The organism is Tolypothrix sp. PCC 7601 (assembly GCF_025677855.1).
Classification (GTDB): Bacteria; Cyanobacteriota; Cyanobacteriia; order Cyanobacteriales; family Nostocaceae; genus Aulosira; species Aulosira diplosiphon.
This window is the reverse complement of the sequence record NZ_CP064879.1, coordinates 5,355,492-5,376,931: the sequence shown is the minus strand read 5'-3', so window position 1 is coordinate 5,376,931 and position 21,440 is coordinate 5,355,492. Positions and strand designations below refer to the sequence as shown.

The following is a 21,440-nucleotide window of genomic DNA, read 5'->3' as shown; positions in this document are numbered from 1 at the left end:
CCATCACCGTTTTATTTCATCTATTTAGTTCAATTTATAATGCACTATTGTGATTTCCTGCTCTATCGCAAGTTTAAATTTAGGCATTATTTATTTAATTCTTCCGAATCAAGTTGAATAATCTCTAGAATGAATATCAGCTTTTATTAAATTATTTGGTATCCTGAATAACATAAGATTTTGATTAATACTACTTTATGTTAAAATAAACTAAAAAATATTAAAAAGTTTAGAGTATGCAGCAAAAGCTATTGAGTAGCTACCAAATATGCAATGTCTGCTCTAGCTTTGTTTGGAGAAGATGATATAAAAACTCATACTCGACAGCAGATATAGTTGCAATTCACAAGAGAAATGTTCAATCATTTGAAAATTGGCAGCAAAATAGGAGCAAGTTTCGCTTTAGGTTTAGTAATTCTTAGCGCCATTGGTTACGTTTCCTATCGTACAACTCAAGAACTAATCAAAACTTCCTATTTGGAAAACCGTACATACCAAGTGATGGGATTTTTGGATGAGGTGAGTTCCAAAATTAAAGATGCGGAAACTGGACAACGTGGTTACATAATTACTGGAGAACAGCAATATTTAGAGCCTTATGAGAGTGCGATCGCCTCTTTACAGCCACCACTACAAAAACTCCGCGACTTAACTGCTAATAACCCCAAGCAAGAACAGCGCTTCAATCGCTTAGAGCCGCTAATTAATACTAGGATAAATGTCCTGAAAAAAGTGATTGCGGCGCGCCAAAATCAAGGATTTGAAGCTGCTCAGAAGTTAGTGCTTTCAAATGAAGGAAAGCAGTTGATGGATCAGATTCGCAACTTGGCTGAGGAAATGAAACAAGCAGAACGTCAATTATTAGCTGAACGTTCAAGCCAAGCCAAAGCAGCCGCCAATCAAACTACTGCTACTATCGTCTATGGAATTCCTATAGCTTTTATCTTGATCGCTTTAATTGGCTATGTGCTATCAAGAAATATCTCGAAACCTATCGAGAAAATTGCTCGCATCGCCACCACAATTGCGGCTGGTGATTTATCGCCTAACTTACCACATACAAAACGTCAAGATGAAGTAGGTGTACTGACAAACAGTTTCAATCAAATGATTGCTAATTTGCGAGAAACTAAGCAATTAAATGAAGAGCAAAACTGGTTAAAATCGAATCTGGCTGATTTGAGTAACAGTCTTCAAGGAAGAAGAAATTTAGCCAATGTTACACAATTAATATTATCGCGGTTAGCTACTTTAGTGGGAGCGCAACAAGGCGTTTTCTACGTGATGGATTCTGTAGAAAATCACCCTGTGATGAAGTTATTGAGTAGCTATGCTTACAATGAAAGAAAAAATTTAGCCAATCAATTTCACTTAGGTGAAGGATTGGTAGGACAATGTGCTTTAGAAAAGCAAAGAATCTTGCTCACCCAAGTTCCCAATGATTATATTCGCATTAGTTCTGGCTTAGGTGAAGCGCCGCCGTTAAATATTATTGTCTTACCTGTATTGTTTGAAGAGCAGGTAGTTGCTGTTATTGAACTCGCATCATTCCAAACTTTTAATCAATTACATTTAACTTTTTTAGAGCAAGTTACTACAGTTATCGGCGTAGTCTTAAATGCGATTAAGTCCGATATGCTCACTCAGGAACTACTCCAGCAGTCTCAGGATTTAACCGAAGAATTACAACATCAGCAAGCAGAACTGAAGCTGAGTAATCAAAGGTTACAAGAACAAGCGCAGGAGTTAGAAGAATCGCAATTACTGCTAAAACAACAACAAGAAGAATTGCAACAGTCCAACGAAGAATTACAACAATTAAATGAGGAGTTAGAAGAAAAGGCGGAATTGCTAGAAACACAAAAACGAGAAGTTGAAGTTAAAAATCAACAAATTGAACAAGCAAGGCTATCTTTAGAAGATAAAGCCAAACAATTAACCCTCACCTCAAAATATAAGTCAGAATTTTTAGCCAATATGTCCCATGAGTTGCGGACACCACTGAATAGCCTATTAATTTTGGCGCGCTTAATGGCAGAAAATTCCCAAGGTAATTTAACAGAGAAACAAATTGAATATAGCCAAACAATTTATAGTGCTGGTAATGATTTGCTGCGATTAATTAATGATATTTTAGATTTGGCGAAAATTGAATCAGGTAAGTTTGCGATTGAAAGAGAAGAAGTTAGCCTGATAACTTTGCAAAGCTACCTCCAAGGGAATTTCCACCAGCTAGCACTAGAGAAAAATTTGAGTTTTAATATTCAAATTGACGGTAATTTACCACTCACATTTCATACTGACTCTAAACGCCTCCAACAAATTTTAAATAATTTATTGGCAAACGCTTTTAAGTTTACTGAACAAGGAGGAATTTCCTTACAAATTAGTCTAGTCAACGCAGATACGGTTGCTTTTGCTGTCAGCGATACAGGTATTGGTATTCCTAATGATAAACAGCAATTAATTTTTGAAGCATTTCAACAAGCAGATGGGACAACCAGCCGCAAATATGGCGGTACAGGCTTAGGTTTATCGATTAGCCGGGAACTAGCTCATTTGCTAGGTGGGAGAATTGAACTAGTTAGCCAACTAGGAAAAGGTAGCACTTTTACACTTTATTTACCAATCCAGGGAGTTCGCAGCCAAGGACAGAGCAGAGATAATACTTTACAAGATAAACAGAAAATTTCTCTACCTCTCCCAATTCCCGCACGTGCTGAAGCTTCTCCTCCTCCCGCAGTTCCTATCACTCCGCAAACTGAAGTTGCAGACGATAGAGACGCAATTCAAGTCGGCGATCGCGTTTTGCTGGTGATTGAAGATGATGTAAAATTTGTTCGTATCTTGCTGGATATGGCGCGCCAACAAGGGTTTAAGGTGTTGGTAGCCTTAAACAGCAAACAAGGTTTGGCTCTAGCACAACAGTTTAAACCCGATGCCATTACTTTGGATATCTGTATGCCAGATATAGATGGCTGGATGGTGCTAGATCGGCTCAAACATGATTCCCAAACGCGCCATATTCCCGTACATATCTTCTCCATTGACGATCGTCAACAACGTGGTTTAGAGTTAGGCGCGATCGCTTATGTACAAAAGCCTGTTACTAAAGAACAACTGGTTGGTGCTTTAACCGATATTAAAGGCTTTGTTGAGCGTAAGGTCAAGAATCTGCTGGTAATTGAAGATGACCCAGTCCAAGCCCGCAGTATTATTGAACTAATCGGTAATGGCGATGTTCACAGTACAGCAGTCCATACAGCAGCTGCAGCCATAACTACACTGCAATCCCAGCATATAGATTGTATTGTGCTGGATTTGGGTTTGCCTGATATGACTGGCTTAGAACTAATTGAGGAAATCAAACAACAACCCAACTGGTTGAAAATTCCGATTATTGTCTACACCGGGAAAGAACTTTCGCGCCAAGAAGAAACCCAATTGCGACGCTTGGCTGAGACAATCATTATTAAAGATGTGCGATCGCCTGAACGGTTACTTGATGAAACTGCCTTATTTTTACATCGTGTTCAGGCCAATTTACCCCAATCAAAACGGCACATTTTAGAACAACTCCGCAGTTCCGATCCCATACTGGCAAATAAAAAGATTTTAATTATCGATGACGATGTCAGGAATATTTTTGCCTTGACTAGCTTGTTAGAAGGCTATCAAATGCAAGTATTATTTGCAGAGAATGGCAGAGATGGCATCGCTACATTGCAAGCCAACTCTCATATCGATATCGTCTTAATGGATATCATGATGCCGGAAATGGACGGTTATCAAACAACTCGCGCCATTCGTCAGCTACAGGAATTCCGCACAATACCGATTATTGCTTTAACCGCCAAAGCCATGCAAGGCGATCGCGAAAAATGCATCGAAGCAGGAGCCTCAGATTATATTACCAAGCCCGTAGACACTGAACAACTACTTTCCCTACTGCGGGTTTGGTTGTATCACTGAAGTGTAATTTTGAATTAATCAAAACTGCTGCATCTTGCTGATTGCTATCTTGCGAATGACCCCCATAAATCTTGAGTTAGAAGAGGCGAACCTATTTTTGGTTCTGCAGTATGATGTGCTTTTTTAAGTTGCATTATAAGATATGAATATGATGAAAAATATTGCGCCAAATAAATTGAGCGCAGTTACTGTTTGATTTTTATTTTTTTGAAGAGGTTGGTTAAAAATATAGGGTAGATGTAAATTCAAAAATTAAACTAACAAGGAAAACCGAGTTTTTAAATAAACCCGGTTTTTGCCTTTTCAGCGAAGCAATCTTTAAATTTTTTTAAGGTTATTTTCTGATTTTCGTGGTATTTAAAAATCCTATTTCTTACTTTAGGTAATATCTTCGTCTCACTTTAGAGAGTAGAAAATTTAGTGATAAAACATTATTTTGAATATATAAAAACATTGATATAAACCTTGCGGACTAATGAATACATCGAAAGCAATAGCCAGAAACACAGTTGCAGCAGTACCGCTAAAGCAGATTCGATTTTCACTACAAAATCTCATCAATCATTTAAATAATGATTGTCCTGGCAGCCACAATTGTCATTGTATACCGATTAGCGGTAATAGATAATATTGCCAAAACATGGTTTACTAAGTAATAGCAATTGGCGATATAGGATGCATATTTGATTGTTGCGAAGCTAGGTATAACTTTATTCCTTCTTTGCTGTCACTGTTCCCCTGTTCTCTTGTTACGCCAGTAATTTCAGCAATCACAGCGAATAGCTTATATTGAAATGTTTACAGCAAGAAGACTTTTTTATCTTCTTTCGCCTCTGTTATGAATTTACCCAAAGCAAAACTAGAAGATATTGAAATTCAGTTACTACTTGAAGGAGTTTACCGTTACTGGGGTTACGACTTCCGTAATTATGCTGTTTCTTCTCTCAAACGTCGTATCCACAGTTTTATCAAAATAGAAGGCTGTACAAGTGTTTCAGAACTGCAAGCACGAGTGCTACATGATAGCAAATGTTTAGAAAGATTTTTGCTAAGTCTAACAGTAAATGTTACTTCTATGTTTCGTGACCCTAGCTTTTATCTCGCTTTAAGAAAAGAGGTAATTCCGCTATTGCGTACCTATCCTTTTATTCGCATTTGGCACGCAGGATGCTCCACAGGAGAAGAAGTTTACTCAATGGCAATTTTACTACAGGAGGAAAACCTATATCAACGTTGTCGAATTTATGCTACAGACTTTAATGAAAAAGTCCTACAAAAAGCTAGAACAGGCATTTTTTCTTTGAAACTCATGCAAGATTATACCCAACTTTACCTAAAATCTGGAGGCAAAGAATCTTTTTCACAATACTATACAGCCGCTTACGACAGTGCAATTTTTCGTGCTGCTTTGCGGGAAAATATTGTTTTCGCTCAACATAACCTAGCAACAGATAGTTCTTTTAATGAGTTTCATATCATCATTTGTCGTAATGTTTTAATTTATTTTAATCAAACCCTACAAAAGCAAGTACATGAACTTTTTTATAATAGCCTTTGTCCTTTTGGTATTCTCGGATTAGGACGGCAAGAGTCAATTCGTTTTACTCCCCATGACCATCAATACCAAGAGCTTGTCAAAGGTGAAAAGCTCTATCGGAGGTTGAATTAGTGGTGTTTAAAATTGTAGTCATAGGTGCATCATTAGGGGGATTTGCTGCTTTAAAAGAGATATTAAGAAACCTACCTCAAAACTTAAAATCTCCTATAGCAATTGCACAGCATCGGCATCGAGAATCTTACAATACATTGAGTGAGTTTCTCCAAAAGCACACAGATCTACAAGTGCGGGAGGTAGAAGACAAAGACGAAATTATGCCTGGGTATGTTTATTTAGCACCAGCCGATTATCATTTATTAGTAGAATCTGGCTGTTTTGCTCTTTCTACTGATCAGCCAATTTCCTATGCTCGACCTTCAATTGATGTCTTGTTTGAGTCTGCTGCAGATATTTATGGCGAACAAGTGATTGGTGTAATCTTAACAGGAGCCAATGAAGATGGCGTACAAGGTTTAAAAGCAATTAAGTCACGTTTGGGAATCGCAATAGTTCAAGAACCTACTACTGCTGAATGTTCAGTAATGCCAAAAGCAGCAATTAATGCTGTAGCTGTAGACTGGATTTTATCACCAAAAGAAATAGCACAAAAAATCCTTTATCTTTGCAATTAAGTCAAAAAATAAGTCTATTTGTAAATTTTTCTCCCTATTTTAACGAGTGATTTCGCAATTTTTGTACAGATGGCTAGAGAATGCGATCGCTCTGGCTCGCCCTCTGCTGTTAAATAATATTAATAACGGTATTTTTACAGTAGACAGAGCTAAAAAATATCACTAATATTGATAATTGCTCTCTTTTCAGGATGCTACAATAAAAATTGCATCTCATATAGTTAATCTTACATTTAAATAGCATTCCTATTTAATTTGTGATTTGTAAGTTCTTCTTTACTTTCCCTACCTGAACGAGTAACTTCACACCTTCTAAACGGATAGCTATCAATATTTATATTAATTTGAGTAACTACACATATGACAATTTATTTTTATGCACTTCGCGAACAATATGGTTGTTTTTCTAACTTTTCACCACATGGTTTTGAGTTAGATGGTTTGTATTGGTCTACTAGCGAACATTATTTTCAAGCCCAAAAATTTGTTGGTACTGCACATTTAGAAGAAATTCGGTTAGTCAAAAAACCTAAAGATGCTGCCAGAATGGGACGTGAAAGAAGTCGTCCTCTGCGCCAAGATTGGGAACAAGTTAAAGACGATATTATGCGAAAAGCAGTATTACGTAAATTTCAAACCCATGCAGATATCAAAGAAATTCTTCTTGCTACGGGTGAAGAACAATTAGTAGAAAACTCTCCCATTGATTTCTATTGGGGTTGCGGCTCTGATGGTAGCGGTAAAAATATGTTGGGATTAATTTTAATGGAAGTGCGAGAAATACTTCGTTCTCAGCATAACGACTAAATATATAGTAGGACTTACGCAACGCCGATAATTTCATTGCGACCGAAACCAAGTTTAGGGAAGCAATCCCAGCGTTAGGGGAGATTAGTTTGCTATCGCTTGTAATGACTGAGTTACGTTATTTTTGTGTAAGTCCTGTATGGGACTCATATTTTATTTTTGCGAAGCTAGGAATACTTTAATTCCTTCTTAACTGTTACCTAACTCAGCAAATAACTGATGCAAATTAAATCGGATTACTATATGTTATCTAAAAGCAGCAAGTGAACAATCTCTATATAGGAGTTAACCAATTATGTCTCTATTACCAACCAACAAGAGCTATTGCAAATGGTTTTGGGACGAATCTCTGGGAGGAGACTATGATAATTGGGGTACTAGCACTTACTTCTTGGAAGTTGGTCATGATTTGTATGCAATTAGACAAATAGAAATTTACGAAAATGGCAATGTCTTGTTTTACGATCCCAGCCACATTGCAGATAATTATGGCAGATTGTGCGACAAACAACTTAATCAAGAGGATGTCAAAGATTTTGCTATTAATAAAGCAGAATTTGAACAAATATGGCAGACAAAAACGCCTATGAATCGTTGACTGAAGTTATGTAATGTTTATCAATGACTGGCTGATGTGAATATATCTTCAATATTCTGGGAATACTAAAGACTATCAGCAAACTTACCAGGACTTGGTCGATGTCTACAGGCGGATGGAATAATGATTTCACAAATGCAGATTCCGCAAAACTTCCAACACCATATCGGAAATTGGGGAAGCAAAAAACCATTGTCCATAAATTTGACCAAGCTACCCTAGAAGAAATTCCTGTTTCACCAGAAACAAACGCCCAGCTATTAGAAGCATCCAAGCTATTGCGTCAAGGAATACAACAGCAGCAAGCTGGTGATTTAGCGACTGCAATCAACTCTTTAGAGCAATCGCTGGTATTGTTTCAAGCGATTGGAGATAGGCTTAAGCAAGAAAAAGTGCTTTCTTTGCTAGCATTAATAGCTTATACACTCGGTAATTACCAGAAAACTATCTCCTACTGCCAACAGTGTCTCTCCTTGATGGAAGATACTTCAGATTTGTCAGTGAGAATGCAAGTACTGTCTCATTTAGGTAATGCTTTCCGACACCTCAACGAATATGACAAAGCTATCGAGTTTTTAGAGCAATCCTTAAAAATTACCCAGCACAAACAAGACAGGCGAAGTGAAGTAGCAGCTTTGAATAATTTGGGATTAGTGTATAAAGCTGTGAGTAAATTTACACAGGCAATTAATTATCAAGAACAAAGTCTAGCAATTTTACAAGAACTTAATGACCATTGGGGAGAAGAACAAGTACTGAAGAACTTGGGTAATGCTTGGTATGCATTGGATGATTACCCAAAAGCGATCGCATATTATGAAAAGTGTGTACTCATATCACGCAGGCTGAAAAACTTTCGTAGCGCCATTCACGTGCTGAAGAATCTCGCTAACGCCTGCTATGCCTTAGGCAACTACACTCAAGCTATTATTTACTATCAAGAGCGTTTGCAATTAGCTAGAGAACTCCAAGACAAGCGAACTGAAGAACAGTCTTTAGGGAGTTTAGGCGTTACTTGTGAAGCCTTGGGTGATTACACAAAAGCTGTTGAATACCACGAACAGCGTTTACTTTTAGCCATTAGTCTCAACGACATTCGCAGTCAAGAACAAGCTTTTGCCAGCCTGAAAGTTGCCTGCTATGCTTTAGGCGATTATGCCAAAGTTATGCAGTACGAAACAATGGGGTAATGGGGACTGGGGATTGGGGATTGGGGATTGGGGATTAGGGACTGGGGATTGGGGACTGGGGACTGGGGATTGGGGATTGGGGACTGGGGACTGGGGATTGGGGATTGGGGACTGGGGACTGGGGACTGGGGATTGGGTAATTGGTGTTTGTTATTTCCCCTCATCTCCCTCATCCCCCTCATCTCCCTCATCCCCCTCATCCCCCTCATCTCTCAACGCTCCCTGCCTGACGATGGTTTTGGTTTGCTCATGATACCGATACAACTGATACAATAAAGATTCTGTAAATAAAAAATTTCAGCTATAGCTGATTTACCAAAAATCTTCGACATCACAAGTATTCCACTAGTGTTGCACTCAGATGAGACAGGTGGTATTTTCACCAAAATCTAGATTGTCATGAGCAGCGAAACCCAACTGAGCCTATTCGACGATTCAACTTTTAATCAGCGAGATCTGATTCCCACAGACGCTAAAATTCCTATACCTGCCAATACCTATTCTGATATGACAGAGTTGGCACAACACTGTAATCAGTGCCATCGTTGTGGATTAGGAAATAACCGCACTCATGCTGTGGTAGGAAGAGGGAACCTCAAAGCGCTAATTATGGTTGTGGGGGAAGCACCAGGTCAAAACGAAGACGAAACAGGTTTACCATTTGTAGGTAAATCAGGGCAGTTGTTAGAGAAAATCTTGGCATCTGTAAATCTGAGTACTGAGACTGATGTTTACATTTGTAATATCAACAAATGTCGCCCGCCAGAAAATCGAGTGCCAACTACAGAAGAAATGGCAGCTTGCTTACCTTACTTATTAGAACAAATTCGTTTAGTTGACCCAAAAATCATTTTATTAACTGGTGCAACTGCGGTTAAAGGTTTAACTAACGATAAGCGAGGCATTACGAAAATTCGCGGACAGTGGATGGAATGGCAGGGACGTTTGTGTATGCCAATTTTTCATCCTTCCTATCTACTGCGGAACCCTTCTAGGGAAGTAGGCGGCCCAAAATGGTTGATGTGGCAGGATATACAAGCAGTGCGTGCTAAATACGACAAAATTAGGCTAACTCATTAAACCTGCGGAAATGCTCATTGGATAATTGTGCCTTATGGAAAACTCACTATGAAAATGTTTACCATAAGGCATATATCCCTGGCGCAAAAATTATAAGAAAGTTTGATCTAAATAGCACCAACGCCAGTTTTCACCGCGTTCAAATGATTGTACCAATGGATGATTAGTTGCATGAAAATGTTTGGTGGCATGTTTGTTTTTTGAGGAATCACAGCAGCCGATATGTCCACAAGTGAGACACATACGTAAATGTACCCAGCGATCGCCTGTTTTCAGACATTCTTCACATCCTTGGGCACTGGGGGTGACGCTTTGAATTTGATCGAGATGATTGCAGCGTGAACTCATAAATACCTCGGATTTACATAAGATGGGCAAGCAGACTTAAAAGGTAATCGCCTATGGCAGACAGAAGGTGTTCAAATTAGCTATATATAGCTTTCTTATAAATTATTTCCATACTCCTTAATATCTGGTTAAGGATATGATTAATCTGATTTTGGTTGTGAAAGATATATACAGCTGATGAGCCAAACTAGTTTGCATAATCTGAATGATTATGATTTTATCCATTAATGGTATATTCCAAAAATTATGATAAAAATCGTAAAATACTTTAATGTGAATTATATTTCACATACAAAAAGTACATATAAGAATCTGATTTGATTTCTAAAAAAATATCAGTAATGTAGCGTGCGTTAGACACCAGCCATAACGCATGAAAGCATTACCACAGATGCATTACACTATCTCTAACGCATCCTACGTAAGTTTTAAAAATCAAATATGAGTTCTATAGAAACATGGTATCCCTAAAATTTTGTCTATCACAAGATTGTGCAATCTGTAAAACTATAATTAAAGTTACTTGAGAATTAGACAAGGCTTTAGTGCTATAAATAATGACCAATCCTCAATACAAACTGATTTAGCTCTTCAATATGATTAAACTTGATCAATTTTTAAAGTTAATAGGTATAGCCTCAACTGGAGGACAAGCAAAACTGATAATCCTTGATGGTGATGTAAAAGTTAATGGCATAGTTGAAACCCGGCGAGGAAGAAAATTATTCTCAGGCGATCAAGTAACAGTAGAAGGGCAAATTTTTCAGGTTGGAGATGTAATTAATGAGTAGTGGTTATGAATTGGGTAATTGGTAATTGGTAATTGGTAATTGGTAATTGGTAATTGGTAATTGGTAATTGGTAATTGGTAATTGGTAATTGGTAATTGGTAATTGGTAATTGGTAATTGAGGAGTAGGGAGATAAAAAGTAATTAATGACGAATACCAAATGCCCAATGCCCAATACCCAATTCCCAATGCCTAATTCTCTATACAATCCAATCTACTGCCTGTGCTTCAGTAATATCGGGTACGTCTAGGCGATTTTTCAACCGATAAAGTACTTTTTCTGGAACTTTGGCGGTGCGATCGCAGTTTCTCTGCAATAATTCTTCCCAAGATGTTTCTAAGTAAACAATGCGAATTCGACCTTGATAATTAGCAAACATCCGAATGAGCATTCCCCGTAATTGGCGGCTCAGGTTAGTGGCATTCCACACAAAGGATTGTCCATTTCGCATATATTCTTTAGCTAAGGCTTTAGCTGCATTTGCTACTACACCTTGGTCGTCTTCTGGGTCGATTCCCATTTGCTGACGCAGTTTATCTAAAGAAATTACCTGCCAATCGGGGAGATTTTCTTTGATCCAAGTATCTTTTCCCGAACCTGGTAATCCTGACATCATTATCACCTGAAAGCGCGTGTCGTCGTATGCTTCATAGTTTGGGTTACCATTTTCTTTTTGAAAATAAATAAACCGACTGTGCGCTGATGGGAATTGTCTTGGTTGCTCAAAGCAGCTATTTTCTTGGCAAAATTCGCGAAAGAAGTTTATACGTTCGAGTAATTGCGCTTGATCATTGCAGTATCGCCCGCGTACATCTGCTTCTGCAAGTATCGCCAGCATATCGCAGCGAATAATCTGGCTAGCTTTGATCACTGCCCGTTCTGGATTGGACTTATCCCAAAACCATAGGGGTAAACTACCATATTTCACCAAAGAAGCGATCGCCTCCCGTTCTTTAAATGGTACTTGCAAATCCCAAAGTATCTGCTGTGCCATTTTTGCACCTTGAACTACGTGACCTTTCGAGGATATAGCACCATCTTCTGCAATTTCAGTAGCTGCAGGTTTTGCCACATCATGCAGTAAAGCTGCTGCAAATAAGATTGATTGCTCTTTGCTTGGTAATACTCGCCATTGAGGTAAAGCAACTAAAGCTTCACATACTAATTTTGTATGAATGAGAACATCACCTTCAGCATGATAACGCGGATTTTGGGGACAATTAGCAAGCGATCGCAACCAATCAAATTTTGCTTCCAGCGCCGACCAATTTATCAACCAATCGGCTTCATTCGGACAATAAGGAAAAGACCAATCTTGACTAGAAAAACTCATAAATTTTAAGCCTTGGATGATGAGGTAGATGAGGTAGATGAGGGGGAAATGACTAATCCCCCATGCCCAATGCCCAATGCCCCATGCCCAACTACCCAAACAAATCTGCATCAGAACGCAGCACATTCGGTATGATGGGGCGATTGAGCCAATGCCCATCGGATTGTTGAATAGTGGTTAAAAAGCTGGAACGCACGTATTTATAACGCGCAATTACTGTATCTCCTGGTTCAACTTTGATGTATAAACCTTCCATCAACGAACTTTGGTCAGTTTGTTTGAGAGAACGTTCCACATCAAGTCCTCTTTCCTGACAAATTTGGCAGAAAGTTTGCAAATGTGCGGAGGTTTGATAATGTGACTCAGCCACCAAGCCAATCATTTGCTTGTAGGATTGGATATGACCAGAAAACAGCACAGGTACAGAACATAAAGGCAATCCAGCTAGTAACTGCTGACGGCTTTTAGTGCTGAGAAATACTTGCTTTTCTAAATCGAGTACGTCGTACTCTAAAAAGTAGTGGGGTAAGGCATCATAAAATACTGTGTGCTTCGCATACAGCCATTCCCCAAACAGAATATAGCGGCTTCCCAATACCTGCCAAAAAGCTAAAGCGTGAGTATGTGCCCACTGTTTAAACAAATTGAAGTGCTTTTCTCGCGCCCCACCTGTTAAATAGTGTCCTCGACTTTGCAGTCGAATTTGACCATCCGCCGCAAAACTAATGGCTGCATTTGCACCATCAACTTTTTCTTCAACAACTACATACTTTTCTTTGAGTGCATCAAAGGGAATACTCTCTAGGTCTTCATCCCCAGGTTGCAACCGCGAACCCTGAATATGATGGGTACGCGGATATTTATAGATTTGTTCCATGACTTTTCTACCTTGCTGATAGCAATCAAATATTTGGGTGACGAATTGAAACGAATCAGCAATTTTTCTAAATGAGAAAATCAGAAATTGCTAGCATTCGCCATTGAAGTGAATTTGATTGAGACCAGGGACTACATATGCCGTTACCGTAGTTTTCCAAGACTAGTATTTTTATAATACATATACTCCACAGGCTGGGGCAATGTTTCCGGAAGCGAGCATTTAGAAACCCAACTTTTTCAAAAAGTCGGGTTTCTGGGATGTGAGTTTTGCTGAAGTAAGTGGTATCTCAACTTATATATACTGATATTTTGGCAAAGCAAATCAGATTGCCATCACCGTTTTATTTTTATGATTATGAAATAGAAATAATCCTAAAAAGCACCCTCTTTCTGAAATACAACTTTGAGAGTTTTAATAATTAAAATAATATCGTAAGCTATAGACCATTTACGTTGGTAGTCAATATCCATATTCAAAATATCTTCAAAGTCTTTGATTTGAGAACGCCCATTAGCTTGCCATTCTCCAGTCATCCCAGGTTTGACATTTAAACGTTGCCAGTGATGACTTGAGTAATGCATCACTTCATCAGGGGTTGGAGGACGTGTACCGACTAAGCTCATTTCTCCTAGTAGTACGTTCCAAAACTGAGGGAGTTCATCTAAACTCGTCCGCCGGAGAAACTTCCCTATCCTCGTAATCCGCGGATCATTCTCATTTTTAAAAATACGCTTGTTTTGAGATTCGTTCTTCACTAGATGCTTGAGTTTTTCCGCACCAACTACCATAGAACGAAATTTCCAAATCCGGAAAGAGCGCCCATTCAGCCCACAGCGAATTTGACTATAGAATATAGGGCCAGGATTATCTAATTGAATGGCTACAGCCACGGGAATCAAAATAACTGCCATAATCCCTAGTCCTATCACAGCACCTAAGATGTCAATTACCCTTTTCGCTTTGCTATTAACAGAAGGATGAACTGGGAATTGAGCAACATGGGCAAGATAGGCACGATTCACAACTGGGATGTCACTTGGTTGCGAATTAGAGAGTTTAGACATGGTAATTAAAGGTTCAGTCAATCAGTATTGAAAGCCAGCAATATAGATCAGAATTTTGGCGAATATTTAAGTCCATTTAATTTGTCCTGTTGGACTTTTATTTACTGCTCTGTTCTTCGCTAGGTGTCATTTGATAAATATTAAACTTTTGTTGTAAGATTAACCATAAAAAATGTAAATCTTCTATTAAATATCTTTTCCATAATCTCTTTGGTTCACGAGACATTCTATACAACCATTCCAAACCTAAATTGCTAATAAATTCTGGCGCTCTTGGAATATTTCCAGCTTCAAAGTCAATTGTTGCACCTATGGCTAAAAATATCTTGATATTGGGCAATTGCTCTTTATATTTACAGATCCACTTTTCTTGTTTAGGCGCACCCAAACCGACAGCTAAGACAGTTGCTCCTGAATCATTAATTAATTTCACTATCCTTTTACATTCTTGTTGATTTTTTTCAAAACCAAAGGCTGGTGAATAGTTACCCACAACAATATTGCGGTGGACTTTAGTATTTATTTTCTCTTGAGCTTTAGCTGCTACACCTTTGGCTGCACCCAGTAAAAAAATTTTGATTTGCTCGTTTTTTTTGTGGAAATTGTAAAAGGCGGGAAAGAAATCAGAACCAGAGATTTTTTCTTTGATGGGATTACCTAAAAATCTAGAAGCATAAATCAAAATTTGACTATCACAGAGTTTATAATCAGCACTACTATATGCCTCTAAAAACTCCCGATCACGTTGCAATTTCATTACATGATCGACATTAGGTGTAAATACAATACCTTTCTCAAGTCTTTCTAACAGATCTGTTGTTAGTAAGTTATCAATTTCAATATTTAAAACATTAACTCTGTCTGTAAATTCCTGAGCTATCGCATGACGATAACGTTGGAAATATTTCCTAATTAAGAGTTTGATTTTTCTAGAAAAGAAAATACTCCCAAAACGAGGAGTAATAAAACTCATTCGGTTTGCCATATATTTTGAAACCCATTATTGAAATTTGGTAAATGCTGGGGTGTTGTAATAGCAGCACAATGTACACACCGCTTGATGCAGGGTTAAAACAAACCTCTTTACTTGCTTGCTATACAAGGAATGCCATAGGGCTAAATCTATCAAGCCCTTGAGAATATTCGCATTACAATCTTATGCATCAACAAATAAGAGCATTGATATAACCAGAGATTTTATTTATTTGATATGGGTACAGTCTCCTCTGCTCATATCAATATAAAAAACTATCTAACGGCTATTTAAGCTCTCATCAATACAGCATTCTCATTAGTCAATAAGATTATCCACATAGCTATCCGCTTGGTTGTAGCGTACAGATAGCTGAAACTTCATAATAAATTCATCTATATAAAGTAGCTCAAAAATATGAGACTCTAGCCGTCAACTAGCTAAAAATATACATATAGCATAAACGATTCTAGAAATGCTATATTTAAACGTTGTTTATAGCTATTAATTCATTAATTAAAGATTGCTATTGTCTTTAATGAAGAGGGTAATAATGCAAGCTATATAATTTTTGAAACCCTGAAACATTTTTGCTATCTCTATCATCTCTAGCTGTATTATCCTCTCAATCATTCGGTCGTTGTCATGGAAAGACCTCGCGTTATGGTCATTGGTAGCAAAGTCACTACAGTGCAACGTGTCAGCCGCTACTGTATGACAAAGGATTTAGAAGTGTTCCCTTACTATGGTGTTCCGCTCAATGAAGAGATAACTCTGTTCAATCCCCATGTTTTTGTACTCTGTCAACCTCTACCTGAAGGCTTTGTGTCATGTATAGACCAACCTTACATTTTGTGGTCAGAGCAAACTGTTGATGGGGATAGAACCAATGTTAAATCCCCATCAGAATTGTCTATACGTTTGCAAGAACTCCTCCAAATTTAAATTAATCCTTCTCTGATAGCAATTGCGGCTGCTTGAACGCGATCGTCTACGCTGAGTTTATTGAGGATCATACGTACATAGGACTTCACTGTTCCTAGTGATAGGTATAACTCATCAGCAATGCTTTGGTTGGAATAGCCATCAGCAATTAGTTTTAAAATTTCCCGTTCCCGGTTGCTGAGGACTGGCTGTTGCGATGTTTCAGAAACAGCGACTTTGTGGGCAACTACCACAGGCCTAAGCATTCGGGAAACTTTTTGCGCTATTTGTGGGTCTAAATAAGCACCACCTTGGAGAATCAATTGAATCACTACAATTAATTGCTCCCATTCAATACTCTTTAAACAGTAACCATCTGCGCCAGCTGCCAGCATTCCCATTACCTGGGTATCATGGTCGAATGCGCTCAAGGCCAGAATGCGAATATGAGGGCGATCGCTTTTGATTTGCTGTGTAGCTGTGATGTCATCCATAATTGGCATATCAATGTCCATTAAAATCACATCTGGCTGGAGTTTTATCGCTATTTCTATTGCCTGTTTGCCGTCTGTAGCCTCTCCAACGACATCAAAACCAGGTTCTATCGTAAATTGGCCTTTCATCCCTCGGCGTACCAAAGCATGATCGTCTACTAATAAAATCCGTACGTTTTTTTGTTCGTCACTCTCAGACATGATTCCTGTTCCTACACTTTTAACACTATGCATGATGGAACCTAGCCTTATCTGTATTAACTGGTAAGGTAAACCAAAAGGTACTACCCTTACCGAGGGAACTGTCAACGCCAATTATGCCACCATGAGCTTCAATGATTTGACGGCATAAATAAAGACCAAGTCCACATTTACCACGTCGGCCTCGTCCTTGTACAAAACGGTAAAACAGTTGTTCTTTTTCCTGTGGTGCAATCCCTCTACCTTGATCGCGCACCGAAACTTTGACTTGGTTGTCTTTGAAGCTAGCAACATTAATCAATATTTGCTTGTGAGGCTCACTGATACGCACAGCATTATCTAGGAGGTTTTGTAAAACGCGTCGAATCTCTAACTCATCGCCATAGATGGTTGGTAGAGATTGAGCAATGTTATATTTCAAACAAAAATGAGATTGAGAAATAGCCTGAATTTGGGTAATTACTTTCACAACTATCTTTTCCCAATTTAGAGGCTCATAATTCAAGCTCACCCTATTACCAACTTCATAGCGAGAGATATCTAAGAGCGGAATGGCACTAAGATAACGGCAAACCCATTACCTATAAGGCTTTTGGGTGTGGGGTGTCGGGTGTGGGGTGTAGTGAGTTGAAGATTTATTTATGTTGGCACTGATTTCTAGAAACTCTTTATTCTTCCCTACACCCTGCACCCTACCCCCAACACCCAGTCCAGGCAAGGATTTCACTTTTTCTTAGTGCCATTCATCTCAGATAACACTACCAATTACTTATCTGAGATGTATTTTGACCAAATTACTTAAGACAATATGAACACACAAGTGTATTCAATTACGGGCTGCCATAGTAAATTCCTCGCCCATTTGTACCAATAAAGACCAGCCCAAATTGCTGTCTACTGGCTTCCATGACATTTGGGTTATTGCCGATAGGTATTTGGGGATCGCCAATACTTGTCCATGTTTTGGCATTATCTAGAGAACGGAATACTCCTTCACCTAGACCAGTAATTTTGCCATACAAATACAATGCAGGAATTGTGCTGCTCGTTTGTGGCTTTCCAAAAGCAAATAAATAAGCTCTCTCCACTTGGGGAATCTTTGTAAATGTCTGACCACCATTGGTTGAGCGATGTAATCCATTCCAGTTGAGACTCACCCAAACCTCGCCGCTTACCCCTGGAACTGTTTTCAGGGTAGACCAATTTTCATTGGCTAGGGATGAGTTAACAACATTGAAAGATGTACCACCGTCATCACTGCGGTAAAATTTGCCCCCATTGTAATAGTAAAATACATTACCATTGACTTTGTCTGCGGTTAGTGGCTGACCCCAATACCAAGGCCCTTGGGGGCCATTGGGTAATCCCGATACTTGACTCCAAGAAGCGCCGCCGTTGGTAGTGCGGAGCGGCTGACTTTGACTATTGATGACGACAAACAAATTGGGGTTAGTTGCAGATGTGGCTACACGCAGAGGTATGGTCTTAGAGGGAAATGAGGAAAACTTATTCCAAGTCTTACCGCCATCTGTCGAAGTTGCTCCATTATAGGTATTGTTCCAGCGATTGCCGCCTAAACGCACCATTCGTAAAGGATTGCTTTCACTGTAATCAATACTATAGGTGTCTTGAAACCGTAGACCATTATTGCCACCAAACTGTGTGGAAGGATAAGCCTTGAGTCCTTTTTGGTGATGAAAGCCATCAACATCAGCTAAACCGCTTAATAACACCGAACCACTGGGAGGCGCAGCGAGGGCAAAGCTAACCACTTCCTCATGCCCTTGTTCGTAATTAGACCAGATAGGTGATTCAACGTTGATATTATCTGTTTGCCATGTGCCATACCAATCTGTTAACCAGACCCTACCAGGAATTTTGGGGTCAAATTCAATATCTGCGGTTGCAGAAGCGAAATACCAATCAGGCCACCAAGGTACTTGAGAGTTTAAAGTACGTTTTTTAGCTTGCCATAAAGATCCACCGTTAGTAGATTGGAAGATGGTGTAAGAGTTGTTTTTTTGATACTGGTCGTAAACAACTAAAATTTGATTAGGGTTGCTGGGATTGACTGCGATCGCACCAAAGCCAGCTTGAGCATTAGGAGGGGTGATATTAGTCCAGACTCCATTTGTATATTTGCTAACTCCGGCTTTATGGGTCGCATAAACAATACCGTTGCTGACAACCGTCATGCGATTCACATGGGAAGGGCTACCTGGGATTTTACGCCAGGTGAGACCATTGTCAGTAGATTGATATATGCCATCACCGTAAGTATTGGCATATACAACACCAGATGCTTTTTTATCAAACACGATGGCAGCAATGCCAATATCTGCTTGAGGTTTTGCAGGTAAGCTAGTAACTTGCTGCCATTTACCACCAGCATCAGATGACTTCCATAGCCCATTTGTACGGGAACCAAAGAAGATGATATTGGAATTAAACGGGCTAACAGCCAGTCTTTCGCTAGCCCAACGCTGATTTTCATTGCCACCCATCGGCAAGTCAATATTCAACTTCGTCCAAGTTTTGCCTTGATTAGTAGACTTAAAAATTGTCCCTAAACCAGCCCAGCTACCAGTGTATTTACCCGCAGCAATATAGACAACATTGGGGTTTTGAGGATCGAGTGCTAGGGCTTCGCCTCCATAGTAGTTACTTTGAGAGAGGGGAAAGCGCTCTGTTAAAGGTATCCATGTCTTATTTGCAGGATTCCAACGGTAAAAGCCACCGATATCAGTTCGGATGTAGACAAGATTTTGCTGTAGAGGGTGCAGATAAATACCTGTAACATAGCCACCGCCCCCAATAGCAACATTTTGCCACTGGTAGCCGGATGTAGCACTACAACTCGATTTTACAGGTGTAATTGCAATAGCAGTAGTCAGCACCATCATACCAATGCAGCCAGCATTGACTAAGGGAATGCAGAATTTGCGATCGCTCATAGCCGATTACTTGAATTACGGAACACATCTACATCTACAGAAGAAAACTAGTGTTACAGGAATATTACGCAAACTTTGCTACTTTAATATGAGTAATTTCAAGTATTTATTTAACAAATCCAATGTCAATCCTCAATTCATACTAGTGATGCTATTCTTGACAAAATAGAAGAATGGAAAGAACGTGGTATTACCATCTTTAAATTGCCTACTTATTCACCATAGTTAAATTTGATTGATATTTTGTGGCGGTTTATTAAGTATGAATGGATTAAAATAGATGCTTACAAAAATTGGCAGACCTTTGTCGCATCTGTTGAAAAAACTCTCAGAGAATTTGGAAAAAATTATGTAATTAATTTTGTCTAACTACTTATTAACCAGTTTGGTCTTGCAAAATGCGCTTTCTTTGATTATTTCCTTTAGTTGTTAAAGCCACAGCCTCTATATAACTGTACAACGACGAGGGTAACAACCATAGAGAATAAGCGGCTGCTAATGTTAAAAGCGTGCGGCGTGGCTCTTCCAAAAGAACACGCCAGTCTGTCACACAAGCTTTATTTATCAGCTTTACAGCCATTGATGCATCTTGCAGACTCACTGCTCTACGTGCTAAATATCGCATTTGGTAAGCCATTGCGATATTTTCTAACTCAGCCATTAATTCCGGATTTATATATGCACGAGCTTTTTCAAGCATTCTCTCCCAAGAATTTAACTTTTTAACTAATTGGGCAGAAAATCCTTGGGAATTAACGCGATAAAAAGTTAAAGCTTCTGGAATTCCTTCTATGAGCCATTTAGTTGTCATCATAATACGTAACCAACACTCCACATCCTCGGAAGGATGCAGTTGGCGATCATCATCAAAATATAAATGACTTTTATAGGCAATGTCTTCTAGAGTTTCTCTTCTAATTACTGGTACAGAGCCGAATGGCACTAAGAAAAGAGAAAATCGTTGAGGCAGCAGGGGTGCAGAGGAGCGGAGGAGCAGGGGAGAAAGAAGAAGTTTTATGCATCGAACGCAAGAAATAGAAATTCCCCTCTGCACCCCTGCACCCCTGCCCCTCTGCAATCCTTACGCTGCATACCCTTCAGCTTAACTTAGTGCCATTCGGTACAGAGCCATTACCGATGGGAGTACGACAAAGGAGATCTAAAGGAGTAATATGCTTGAGTTTGGTTAGTTGATAGATCCCCAGAGATTTCCCTGCTTCATCAATAAATTCAGAGCGACAAAAACTAACGCCAACTGCTGGAGAGTTATCAAGATGTTCTACGTGCTTTGCTATCTTTGTTGGGGCCCATAAATCATCTGCATCTAAAAAAGCTAAATATTCTCCTTGAGCGTGACATATACCAGTATTCCGAGCAACGGCTACTCCAGCATTTTCTTGAGAGACAATTGTAATTCGTTTATCTGTAAATTTTTGGCAAATTTCTCTGCTTTGATCTGTAGAGCCATCATCAATAATCAGGATTTCAAGATTTTGATAGGTTTGGTTAAGCACAGATTTTACTGTGTCAGCAATATATTTTTCAGCTTGGTAAACTGGAATAATGACAGAAACTTTCTTCATAGCCTTTTAGTAGTGATTA

General features: G+C 39.0%; 20 protein-coding genes and 1 pseudogene. 10 read left to right on the top strand and 11 right to left on the bottom strand.

The features are described from left to right. The first annotated feature begins 354 nt into the window (after nt 1–354). From HG267_RS22095 to HG267_RS22060, 8 genes are all read left to right on the top strand, one after another. Nucleotides 355–3,972, top strand: a complete 3,618-nt coding sequence (locus HG267_RS22095) for a response regulator (protein ID WP_052335055.1) — start codon at nt 355–357, stop codon at nt 3,970–3,972. An 838-nt stretch (nt 3,973–4,810) separates the two neighbouring features. Further along, nucleotides 4,811–5,641, top strand: coding sequence for a CheR family methyltransferase (locus HG267_RS22090; protein ID WP_045868004.1), 831 nt, complete (start codon nt 4,811–4,813; stop codon nt 5,639–5,641). Further along, entirely contained in the window at nt 5,641–6,201 is a 561-nt protein-coding gene (locus tag HG267_RS22085) for a chemotaxis protein CheB (protein ID WP_045868003.1), read from the top strand. Before HG267_RS22090 ends, HG267_RS22085 begins: the two co-directional genes overlap by 1 nt. A gap of 360 nt (nt 6,202–6,561) precedes the next feature. Beyond that, nucleotides 6,562–7,008 (top strand): NADAR family protein, encoded by a 447-nt coding sequence (locus HG267_RS22080; protein WP_045868002.1) that lies wholly within the window; start codon nt 6,562–6,564, stop codon nt 7,006–7,008. A 295-nt stretch (nt 7,009–7,303) separates the two neighbouring features. After that, nucleotides 7,304–7,606, top strand: a complete 303-nt coding sequence (locus tag HG267_RS22075; RefSeq protein WP_045868001.1) for a hypothetical protein — start codon at nt 7,304–7,306, stop codon at nt 7,604–7,606. A gap of 101 nt (nt 7,607–7,707) precedes the next feature. Then, nucleotides 7,708–8,796 (top strand): tetratricopeptide repeat protein, encoded by a 1,089-nt coding sequence (locus tag HG267_RS22070; RefSeq protein WP_045868000.1) that lies wholly within the window; start codon nt 7,708–7,710, stop codon nt 8,794–8,796. Nucleotides 8,797–8,809: 13 nt separating this feature from the next. Beyond that, complete coding sequence (locus HG267_RS22065; RefSeq protein WP_155538958.1) at nt 8,810–9,049, top strand: hypothetical protein; 240 nt, start codon at nt 8,810–8,812, stop codon at nt 9,047–9,049. Nucleotides 9,050–9,195: 146 nt separating this feature from the next. Further along, nucleotides 9,196–9,876: a uracil-DNA glycosylase family protein gene (locus tag HG267_RS22060; RefSeq protein ID WP_045867999.1), complete on the top strand. Its 681-nt coding sequence runs from the start codon at nt 9,196–9,198 to the stop codon at nt 9,874–9,876. 90 nt (nt 9,877–9,966) lie between these two features. Here the strand turns inward: HG267_RS22060 and HG267_RS22055 are convergent, their stop codons facing one another. Then, entirely contained in the window at nt 9,967–10,224 is a 258-nt protein-coding gene (locus HG267_RS22055; RefSeq protein WP_045867998.1) for a ubiquitin carboxyl-terminal hydrolase 14, read from the bottom strand. 596 nt (nt 10,225–10,820) lie between these two features. Here HG267_RS22055 and HG267_RS22050 point away from each other — a divergent pair. Next, a complete protein-coding gene (locus tag HG267_RS22050; RefSeq protein WP_045867997.1) occupies nt 10,821–11,015 on the top strand; it encodes an RNA-binding S4 domain-containing protein in 195 nt (64 codons plus the stop codon). A 3-nt stretch (nt 11,016–11,018) separates the two neighbouring features. Here HG267_RS22050 and HG267_RS22045 read toward each other — a convergent pair whose 3' ends face one another. The 5 genes from HG267_RS22045 to HG267_RS22025 all read right to left on the bottom strand — a co-directional run bounded on the left by HG267_RS22045 (nt 11,019) and on the right by HG267_RS22025 (nt 15,277). After that, on the bottom strand, nt 11,019–11,222 hold the full coding sequence (locus HG267_RS22045; protein WP_155538956.1) for an alpha/beta hydrolase: 204 nt from the start codon (nt 11,220–11,222) through the stop codon (nt 11,019–11,021). After that, nucleotides 11,215–12,447: an AAA family ATPase gene (locus HG267_RS22040; RefSeq protein WP_263419964.1), complete on the bottom strand. Its 1,233-nt coding sequence runs from the start codon at nt 12,445–12,447 to the stop codon at nt 11,215–11,217. Before HG267_RS22040 ends, HG267_RS22045 begins: the two co-directional genes overlap by 8 nt. Next, nucleotides 12,440–13,225 carry an RNA ligase family protein gene (locus HG267_RS22035; RefSeq protein WP_045867996.1) on the bottom strand — a complete coding sequence of 262 codons (786 nt, stop codon included), beginning with the start codon at nt 13,223–13,225 and terminating at the stop codon, nt 12,440–12,442. Before HG267_RS22035 ends, HG267_RS22040 begins: the two co-directional genes overlap by 8 nt. A gap of 374 nt (nt 13,226–13,599) precedes the next feature. Continuing rightward, the gene (locus HG267_RS22030) at nt 13,600–14,292 is read right to left on the bottom strand and encodes a sugar transferase (RefSeq protein WP_081583883.1); all 693 of its coding nucleotides are present in this window, start codon (nt 14,290–14,292) and stop codon (nt 13,600–13,602) included. Between the two features lie 97 nt (nt 14,293–14,389). Further along, nucleotides 14,390–15,277: a WecB/TagA/CpsF family glycosyltransferase gene (locus HG267_RS22025; protein ID WP_081583882.1), complete on the bottom strand. Its 888-nt coding sequence runs from the start codon at nt 15,275–15,277 to the stop codon at nt 14,390–14,392. Between the two features lie 633 nt (nt 15,278–15,910). Between HG267_RS22025 and HG267_RS22020 the strand changes: the two genes are divergently transcribed. After that, on the top strand, nt 15,911–16,210 hold the full coding sequence (locus HG267_RS22020) for a hypothetical protein (protein ID WP_228045630.1): 300 nt from the start codon (nt 15,911–15,913) through the stop codon (nt 16,208–16,210). Here the strand turns inward: HG267_RS22020 and HG267_RS22015 are convergent. From HG267_RS22015 to HG267_RS21995, 5 genes and pseudogenes are all read right to left on the bottom strand, one after another. Beyond that, complete coding sequence (locus HG267_RS22015) at nt 16,207–16,884, bottom strand: response regulator (RefSeq protein WP_045868850.1); 678 nt, start codon at nt 16,882–16,884, stop codon at nt 16,207–16,209. The genes HG267_RS22020 and HG267_RS22015 overlap by 4 nt on opposite strands. Before the next feature lie 25 nt (nt 16,885–16,909). Continuing rightward, nucleotides 16,910–17,353, bottom strand: coding sequence for a sensor histidine kinase (locus tag HG267_RS22010; protein ID WP_052335054.1), 444 nt, complete (start codon nt 17,351–17,353; stop codon nt 16,910–16,912). A gap of 361 nt (nt 17,354–17,714) precedes the next feature. Further along, complete coding sequence (locus HG267_RS22005; RefSeq protein ID WP_052335053.1) at nt 17,715–19,838, bottom strand: VPS10 domain-containing protein; 2,124 nt, start codon at nt 19,836–19,838, stop codon at nt 17,715–17,717. Between the two features lie 376 nt (nt 19,839–20,214). Next, a complete protein-coding gene (locus HG267_RS22000) occupies nt 20,215–20,781 on the bottom strand; it encodes a hypothetical protein (RefSeq protein ID WP_052335052.1) in 567 nt (188 codons plus the stop codon). Between the two features lie 181 nt (nt 20,782–20,962). After that, a pseudogene (locus HG267_RS21995) lies at nt 20,963–21,421 on the bottom strand (glycosyltransferase family 2 protein); the annotation flags it as partial. Nucleotides 21,422–21,440 lie beyond the last annotated feature (19 nt).